The sequence below is a fragment of the Roseicella frigidaeris genome, from assembly GCF_003258945.1.
Classification (GTDB): domain Bacteria; phylum Pseudomonadota; class Alphaproteobacteria; order Acetobacterales; family Acetobacteraceae; genus Paracraurococcus; species Paracraurococcus frigidaeris.
This window is the reverse complement of record NZ_QLIX01000061.1, coordinates 1-6,127: the sequence shown is the minus strand read 5'-3', so window position 1 is coordinate 6,127 and position 6,127 is coordinate 1. Positions and strand designations below refer to the sequence as shown.

General features: G+C 66.2%; 5 protein-coding genes. 3 read left to right on the top strand and 2 right to left on the bottom strand.

Annotated elements, in window-relative coordinates; genetic code table 11:
• Positions 1-91 precede the first annotated feature (91 nt).
• A complete protein-coding gene (locus tag DOO78_RS26530; protein WP_207803086.1) occupies positions 92-988 on the top strand; it encodes a phage tail protein in 897 nt (298 codons plus the stop codon).
• A gap of 12 nt (positions 989-1,000) precedes the next feature.
• The gene (locus DOO78_RS26525; protein WP_111472887.1) at positions 1,001-2,833 is read left to right on the top strand and encodes a hypothetical protein; all 1,833 of its coding nucleotides are present in this window, start codon (positions 1,001-1,003) and stop codon (positions 2,831-2,833) included.
• 61 nt (positions 2,834-2,894) lie between these two features.
• Here DOO78_RS26525 and DOO78_RS26520 read toward each other — a convergent pair whose 3' ends face one another.
• Positions 2,895-4,586, bottom strand: a complete 1,692-nt coding sequence (locus tag DOO78_RS26520; protein WP_111472886.1) for a YcjF family protein — start codon at positions 4,584-4,586, stop codon at positions 2,895-2,897.
• A gap of 47 nt (positions 4,587-4,633) precedes the next feature.
• On the opposite strand from DOO78_RS26520, the gene DOO78_RS26515 reads away from it, so the two are divergent.
• Positions 4,634-5,338 carry a hypothetical protein gene (locus DOO78_RS26515; RefSeq protein ID WP_111472885.1) on the top strand — a complete coding sequence of 235 codons (705 nt, stop codon included), beginning with the start codon at positions 4,634-4,636 and terminating at the stop codon, positions 5,336-5,338.
• Between the two features lie 17 nt (positions 5,339-5,355).
• Here DOO78_RS26515 and DOO78_RS26510 read toward each other — a convergent pair whose 3' ends face one another.
• Positions 5,356-5,958 (bottom strand): GTPase domain-containing protein, encoded by a 603-nt coding sequence (locus DOO78_RS26510; RefSeq protein ID WP_279387836.1) that lies wholly within the window; start codon positions 5,956-5,958, stop codon positions 5,356-5,358.
• Positions 5,959-6,127 lie beyond the last annotated feature (169 nt).

The window sequence follows — 6,127 nt, the reverse complement described above, 5'->3', positions numbered from 1 at the left end:
TGCTCTGCCGTCCACGCCATTGCCTGCCCCCGCGAATCGCCCGCACGACCAGAGAATCACATCCGATTCAGCCGATTCAATTCCTTTCCGGATGGGCTCTGAGGATGGCGGCGAAGCGATCTACACAGACCTCGAATTCCCGCTCACCACCTCCGTCTCCACCGTGCAGCGGCTGATGAAGGTCGCGCTGGAGCGCAACCGCCGGCAGCGCACCGTGGCCTTCCCGGCAAAACTCTCGGCCCTGCGGCTGCGGCCCTGGGAGGGCGCGACGGTCGCGCTCGACCGGCTGGTCCCGTTCCCCGCCCGGATCACCGGCTGGAGCCTGGCCCAGGATGGCGGGGTGGATCTGGTGCTCGCCGAGGAGGATGCCGCCGTTTGGAACTGGGATCCGGCGGTCGACGAACGCGCCACCGGTGACAGCCCCTCCGTGGTGCTGCCGAACCCGGGGCGCATCGCCACGCCCGCCTGGATCAGTGTCGAGACGCCGCAGGGCAGCGCCTTCGCGGCGCTGTCCATCGCCTGGGCCGCGGTCGCCAGCGCCCATCTCGCCGGTTACGAGGTGCGATTCATGCCAGCCTCCGTTGCCGCCTGGCAGGGCTACGGGGCGGGGCTGGGCGCCACCGCGGCGGCTATTCCGACCGCGGAGCCGACCGCCTTCCGGGCGCGCGCCGTGGCCCGCAGTGGCGCCGTGTCGGGCTGGCGGGAGGCCCTGGTGCCGGCCGCCGTCTCGGCGGCCACCGCGACCGGCATCGCGGGCGGGGTGCGGCTGTCCGGCGGCTTTCCGGCCGATGCCGTCCGGCTGCAAGTGTTCGAGGCCAGCAGCAACAGCCTGGCCGCCGCGGTCAAACTGCCCAACGAGCCGACCAGCCTCTTCTGGGACCGAACCGGCCTGACGACCGGCCAGACCCGCTGGTACTGGCTCCGCAGCGTCTCGGCCGAGGGCAATGTCTCGGCCCTGGCCGGCCCGGTCTCCGCCACCGCCCTTTGATCGGAGCCAGCCATGGCCGCCCGCATCGATGACCTGATGGTCCTCGGCCAAAACATCTCCAAGACCGACCTGGCCAAGTATCTCCGTGACCGCGAGGCGGTGATGCCGCGCGACTTCGGGGGCCTCGGCGATGGTGCCGCCAACGACCGCGCCGCCATCCAGGCCTGCTTCGATCGGGCTGCGGCGGATGGGAAACTGGCCGTCATCCCGACCGGCACCTGGAACGTCGATGCCGGCGTGACGCTCGGCGGCGGCGCCCGCGGCCTGATCATGCAGGGAATGATCCAGTACACCGGCGCCGCGAACGCGCCGGCCACCGTGCTGACGCTGGGCGACGGCGGTACCACCCGCAATGGCGAGAAGCTCTACCTCAACCTCCAGGTCACCCGGCAGATCCAGTCGGACTGGGTCAGCGAGGCCGATATCGGCATCGTCGCGCGCAACCTCGATTCCTCGCTGCTCGACCTCCGCCTGGTGTCCGGCTTTTGCATCGGGCTGCGCACCCTCGGCGACGGCCGCGGCTTCGAGGACACCACGCTGATCCTCGGGCGCATCCTGAACAATCGGTATGGCCTCGACGTGCACTGCGCCACGGCGACGGCCTGGAACACCTCGATCCGCTACTATGGCGGGCACTTCGCTGTCGCGACGGGGATCAACGCGACGACGGACCGGTATGGCGTGCGCTTCTCGCGCCAGGCCGGGGCCTACAACAACCACAACCGGCACATCTTTGACGGGCCGAATTTCGAGCTGCGGCAGCTCGACCCAAATGTCGCTATCCCCTTCCTCAACGAGACCAGCGGCACCGCTATCATCGCCCGCGGCATGCGCATGGAGGCCTGCTCGCCGATCGCGGCCCGGCACACCGCCGCGGCGACCGACTGCGAGTATGAGGTGGCCTGGTCCAACACCTACCAGGTCGGGATCGACTACACTGCCACGGCAAGCCGGGCGGGCAATGCCGTCTACAACCGCCACCGCGCGCCGGCCTCCCGTCTCACCCGGCTGCTGGCCAACATCCCAAACCTGCGGGCCGCCGCCTTCCGCTACAGCAATACCGAGATCGGCGTGGAGGGCGCCTGCGTGATCGCCACTTCTACCACCACCGAGACCACCATGGCGGCGCTGTCCTGGTCCGGACTGGATGGCATCGCAGGCACCGGGCGGGGGCTGCTGTTGAACGCCAACCGCGGGGTGGCTTTCGTGGTGCAAACCACCCACGCGAAGGAGTTCGCGCTGGCGCACTGGCTGGTCGCTGGCGCCGATGGCGGGCGGCTCTGCGTGCGCTGCTTCGACGGCGCCGGTACGGTGCGCGAGAACCAGCCGCAGGATGTGCTCGCCTCCGGCACCACCATGCAGTGGGACACCGCCTCGAAGAGCTGGCAGGCCGGTGCGGTGATGCAGGACAGCTCGCTGAACCGTCGGCAGACGGTGCGGCTCGGCGCGGGCGTCGCCTTCGCGCAGATCGGTATCATCGGCTTCGACGGGCAGATCGAGCTCGAGGCGCTGCGGCTCTACGGCCTGCCGGAGGACGCGCCAGCGATCCTCTACGGCTGCCCCTCGCTACCTGCCGGGACGCGGACGCTGGCGCTGGAGACGAGCTGGGACCTGCCGAGCCTCGGGCCCGGCGCGACGGCCAACGTGGACGTCACGGTGCCTGGCGCGCGGCGCGGCGACTTCGCGGACGCGTCGCTCGACACCAGCAGCATCGCCTTTGTGCTCGACTGCCATGTGTGGTCGAACAACAGCGTGCGCGTGACGGCGCGCAACGTCAGCGCGTCAACGGTGGATCTGGCCGCGGCGCCGCTGGCGGTACAAGTGACGAAGCGGCGCGCTGTGTGAGGCGCCACAGAATTGGCCTCTTCGCAGCACGTCCATCGAAGCATGGCGGCATCTCGTGCCGTTACTTCGACGAAAACCAGCTGCTGCCCAGGAATGCCTTAATCTCTTCAATTCCTGGCACTGCGCCTTGTTCAAGGCGTCCCACCAGCCACGCGAGATATGCCTCGCCCAGAGCTTTGGTCAGTCCGTAGGCGACAGCGGCGTTCAATGAACCTCCGGCGAGAGATCCGACTCCAGGGATCGTCTTCAGCAGATTTCCGGCGGCTCCAGCGAGCATGCGTCCCGCGATCATCGCCAGCAATGGGCCTGCTACACCCGCGATCAACGCCTTCCAACCTTCCTCACTCAGCTCAACGCCCATCCTGCGCGTGACGGCCACTATCATGGCGATCTGGACCGGCGCGAGCAGCGCGGCATCCGCAAATGGAATAGGGTTCATCGCGATCGTTGCGGCTGCTTTGCATGCAGCCTCGACTGCGTCCCGCGCATGATCAATCTTCGGCTGCAGGACAACGCGCTGTGCCGCGGCCATCGCGGCCTTCTGCGCGTCCGGTAGAAGACGTAGCGTCTGCTCGACAAGATCCTGCAGGCCAGAAGGACCTACTCCCTCTCCGCCGGCGAAGATCCGCCTTTCAGCGATGACGGACACAACAGAGCGGACCGGCGGATCGGCGAACTCGGCGCGCGCCTTCTCCGCAAGCGTGCTATCGAACCACGACTTGGTCACGACAACTATCGCTGGCAACTCGAGCCGCTTCGCCATCCCGGCGAGCTGCTGATCGGAGTCCTGGATCCGACTGCTGGTTCCGTCGATACACAGCCAAAGAATGTGAAGCTGGTCTTGAACGCGCGACTGGGTCCGCGCCTGCCGCAGCGCGGCCTCCAGTTCGCTTATGGTCCGAGAGAAATCCCCTCGTTCGAGACCGCGGGTATCGAGCAGCCTGACCGGAAATCCCGGTTCCTCATACCACTTCGCCGCTGCGGTCACCGGCCTACCGATCCCCGTCTCAGCGAGGTCCCGGCCGAAGATAGCATTGAGCAGCGTGCTCTTCCCCACGCCGCTGCCACCGGAAAGCACGATGTTGCAGGCGGGGAGAGTGACGAAATCAACTCCTGGTACAAAGCCAGTGATATCGTCGAGCGTCGCGCCCGCCCCGCCAGCTAGCCGTTCAAGTAGGGATCGAGCTGCTCGCGGACCTGGGTGGGGAGTTCCTGTCGAACTGATGCCCGATCGCCCGCGGCTAGCCGGGTTCTGGAAGCCGACCCTGGCTCTGATTGTACGCAGCAGACTCGCGACAAAGACGGCCGCACGAGCAACGTCCCGGATATCTCGAACGCGCGCATCTTCGATGTCGGAGCCGGTCCGCGTGTCGCGGCTGAGTGCCTCGTCGATTGCCTCCGCAAGGGCCGAGTCGGAAGTGTCGCTGGAGAATCTGATGCCCAGCCGGCCCGCTACGGCCTCCAACCCGTCTCGCCATCCACCACCGCCCTGAAAGTAGCCCGCGTTCTGCTTTGCCACGATGGCGGCCAGGGCATCCTCCAGGAGGTGTGGCCAGTTCCCCGGGCGATCCTTTGCGGCCAAGTATTGCTCTTTCCCGACCAGCGTTTCTGGCGCCGCCCGCAGGACCAGATCCACAAGCGGCTGAAGATCGGCATCACGACACAGCAGGAAGAGGGAAAGCAGCCCGTTCTCTTCGAGGGCCGCCGCAATCTCCCATCGCCAGGAGAACCCGTCAGCTGAGGCTTTCGACATGGCTGAAGGCTCCGCTAAGCTGCTTCGGGGACGGAATGGAGCCAACGATGGCGACTGGCTGGATCGCGGGCATTCTTCGCGGGCGAGAAGATTCTATCGCCGAGCCTCTCTCCTTCATCGGAGATACCTTGATGCGCCGCGCTGCGATCGGCTGGGCGGGAAAGGAGGCGGTAATCGTTGTCGCGGTCTCGGCGGCATTGGTTGTCATCGGATGGCTTGGCACGCGCATGGTCGATCCAGAGCCAGCGGTGCTCGCTGCCTCGGTGGTCCTCTTGATCTATTTCGCGCATGTCGCGGTGTTCGTCCCCGGTTTGCTGCGTGCGGCTTGGATGAGTTGGAAGCTCCGTCTGCCCGTCAGACGCTTGGCGCTCTTCGTCCTTTACCGAGCGATTCTGCGGAGCATGGAACGAGTTGAACGCGCCGTTGAGGATGGGTTGGAGGGTGCGAGCTGGTACGTCCGGGGCGGTGCAGGTCTGGCCAAGTGGTGGAACAGTGCGCCGAGGGAGCAGGTCGCCTGGCGGATTGCTCAAGCGACCGCCCCATTGATGTGGAAGCATGCGATCCGAACTGCTGCCTTGTGCATCGCGCCCTTGCTCCTGGTCATCTCGACCTTCCGCATGACGGTCACGCATGGGATCTTGCTGAACGACGCAGCGCATCTTGGAGTGCTTGAAGCTGCCGTATACCCGCTCGCTGCTCTGGCAGATGTCGCGTTTGGAACCTCGCTCCGTGCGGTCCTGAAGCATGGCTAGGAGTTCACCGGCACCAATCATGTCACCCAGCCGCGTTCCGTTTTCTCGGCCAGCGGCGCCGGCAGTGTAGCGAGCGTCAGACGTCGAAGGGCGTCGAGCCCGTGCGCAGGGATTAGGATGCGGCCGTTGCCGGTTCGCGGTTCGGCACAGATCGGCACGACATGATGCGGAAAGTCGAAGACTCGCTGGCAGCGATTTCGCATCGCTTCCAGTTCGGGGCCGTTGATATCGGCCTGGGTGATGACGACGATGACCGGGATGCCCGCCCTGCTCAGCACCCGACCGAGCTCACCCTCCGTGCCCCGCAGCCGCTTCGCCTCATCCGGTTCGTCAGCTTCGCCAAGGATGCGCGCTGAGTCCGCCTGAATGCACAGCCAGGCGCAGTGCGGGCGCTGCTCGGAGCTCCACCCCTCAAGCTTCGACTGCACATCGTCGACCTGGGCCTCGCCCTTGATGATCTCCAAGCCCTTGCTGTCTGCGAACCACACCGGAAACTCCGTGGTTCCCAACCATTCAATGCCTGGGGTCTGTGGGGGGCCTTCGCCGACTTTGCCGACAGGCGCTCCGACGACTGTGCGGATGAGCGTCGTTTTGCCAACACCGGTCGGGCCAGCGACCAGGACCCGCGCCTTCTCAAGGGCGTCCTTGGGAGGTGGCGTGCCGGTTAGCCAAGTCCAAAGGTCCTTCCTGATTACCGAGCTACTTCCGTTCTGAGATGGGAATCCCTATATCTCAATGGGTTAACGTTTGGCAGGGCCGGAGATTGGGAATGGCGCGCAACGCGGTGCA

Bases quoted from the DNA above. Each gene is read 5' to 3' on its own strand.
- DOO78_RS26530 (WP_207803086.1), top strand. From the start codon at position 92: ATGGGCTCTGAGGATGGCGGCGAAGCGATCTACACAGACCTCGAATTC.
- DOO78_RS26525 (WP_111472887.1), top strand. From the start codon at position 1,001: ATGGCCGCCCGCATCGATGACCTGATGGTCCTCGGCCAAAACATCTCC.
- DOO78_RS26520 (WP_111472886.1), bottom strand. From the start codon at position 4,586: ATGTCGAAAGCCTCAGCTGACGGGTTCTCCTGGCGATGGGAGATTGCG.
- DOO78_RS26515 (WP_111472885.1), top strand. From the start codon at position 4,634: ATGGCGACTGGCTGGATCGCGGGCATTCTTCGCGGGCGAGAAGATTCT.